Genomic DNA, 1,733 nt, shown 5'->3' with positions numbered 1-1,733 from the left:
GAGTTGTTCGGGGGGGTGGAGTTGCACAATTTGTATGGGCCGACGGAGGTGTCGGTGGATGTGACGTCGTGGGAGTGTGTGCCGGGGTGGGCGGGTGTGGTGCCGATCGGTGTTCCGGTGGCGAACACGCGGGTGTATGTGCTGGATGAGTGGCTGCGTCCGGTGCCGGTGGGTGTGGTGGGTGAGTTGTATGTGGCGGGTGTGCAGTTGGCGCGTGGGTATGTGGGTCAGCCGGGGCTGACGGGTGAGCGGTTCGTGGCGTGTCCGTTCGGTGGTGCGGGTGAGCGGATGTACCGCACCGGTGACCGGGTCCGCTGGAGCGTGGACGGGCAGTTGGTGTTCGCGGGGCGTGCGGATGATCAGGTGAAGATCCGTGGGTTCCGGATCGAGCCGGGTGAGGTCCAGGCGGCACTGGCAGCGCATCCGCAGCTGGCCCAGGTGGTGGTGGTCGTACGGGAGGACACCCCGGGCGACAAACGCCTCATCGCGTATGTGGTGGGCAACGCGACGGAGTCTGAGCTGCGTGATTTCGCGGCCGGCCGGTTGCCGGAGTACATGGTGCCGTCCGTGTTCGTGGTGCTGGATGAGCTGCCGTTGACGGTGAACGGCAAGCTCGACCGCAAGGCGCTGCCCGCTCCCATTTTCAAGGCAGGCGGTGGTCGGGGTCCGGCCACGGTGCAGGAGGAGATCCTGTGCCAGGCCTTCGCGCAGGTTCTGGGCGTGGACCGGGTGGGTGTGGATGACGACTTCTTCGCGTTGGGTGGTCATTCGCTGCTGGCGACGCGTCTGGTGAGTCGGGTGCGTGCGGTTCTGGGTGTGGAGGTTGGGCTGCGGACCCTGTTCGAGGTGCCGACGCCGGCGGGGCTTGCAGGTCGGTTGGGTCAAGCGGGTGAGGCCCGCCCGGCGCTCGTCGCGAAGGCGCGTCCGGAGCGGGTGCCATTGTCGTATGCGCAGCGCCGGCTGTGGTTCATCGGGCAGTTGGAGGGCCCGAGCGCGACCTACAACATTCCGATGACGGTGCGGTTGTCGGGTGGGTTTGACCGCCAGGCGTTGGAGTCGGCGTTGGTGGATGTGCTGGGGCGGCATGAGGTGTTGCGGACGGTGTTTCCGGTGGCGGACGGGGAGCCGTATCAGCGGATCCTGCCGGTGGGGGAGTGCGGCTTCGAGCTGGCTGTCACCGAGGTGGGGGAGGAAGGGCTAGCCGGTGCGGTGTTGGAGGCGGCGCGGTATGCCTTCGATTTGAGTGCTGAGATTCCGCTGCGGGCGAGCCTGTTTGGGGTCGGTGCGGATGAGTATGTGCTTGTGGTGGTGGTGCATCACATTGCGGGTGATGGTTGGTCGATGGGGCCGTTGGCGCGGGATGTCTCGGTGGCTTATGCGGCGCGGTGTGCGGGTGGGGCGCCGGTGTGGGATGCGTTGCCGGTGCAGTATGCGGATTATGCGTTGTGGCAGCGTGAGTTGCTGGGCGACGGGGATGATCCGGAGAGTGTTCTCGCACGTCAGGTGGCGTATTGGCGTGGTGTGTTGGCGGGGGTGCCGCAGGAGTTGGGGTTGCCGTATGACCGTGTTCGTCCGGTGGTGGCGTCGCATGAGGGGCATGCGGTGCGGTTGGAGGTTCCGGCTGGGGTGCATGCGCGGTTGCGTGAGGTGGCGCGTGAGCGTGGTGTGACGGTGTTCATGGTGTTGCAGGCGGCGTTGGCGGTGACGTTGCACCGGCTGGGTGCGGGGACGGA

1 protein-coding gene is annotated in these 1,733 nt (G+C 66.8%); it reads left to right on the top strand.

Going from position 1 to position 1,733, the window contains the following annotated elements; all coding sequences use genetic code 11:
- Positions 1 to 54: 54 nt before the first annotated feature.
- Positions 55 to 1,733: condensation domain-containing protein (locus BZL64_RS28815; protein ID WP_244205529.1), on the top strand; the 1,679-nt coding region annotated here is incomplete at its 3' end.

The sequence above is a fragment of the Streptomyces bobili genome, from assembly GCF_002154575.1.
GTDB classification, from domain to species: Bacteria; Actinomycetota; Actinomycetes; order Streptomycetales; family Streptomycetaceae; genus Streptomyces; species Streptomyces bobili.
The sequence above is the reverse complement of the archived record's forward strand: the minus strand, read 5'-3'. Positions and strand labels throughout refer to the sequence as shown.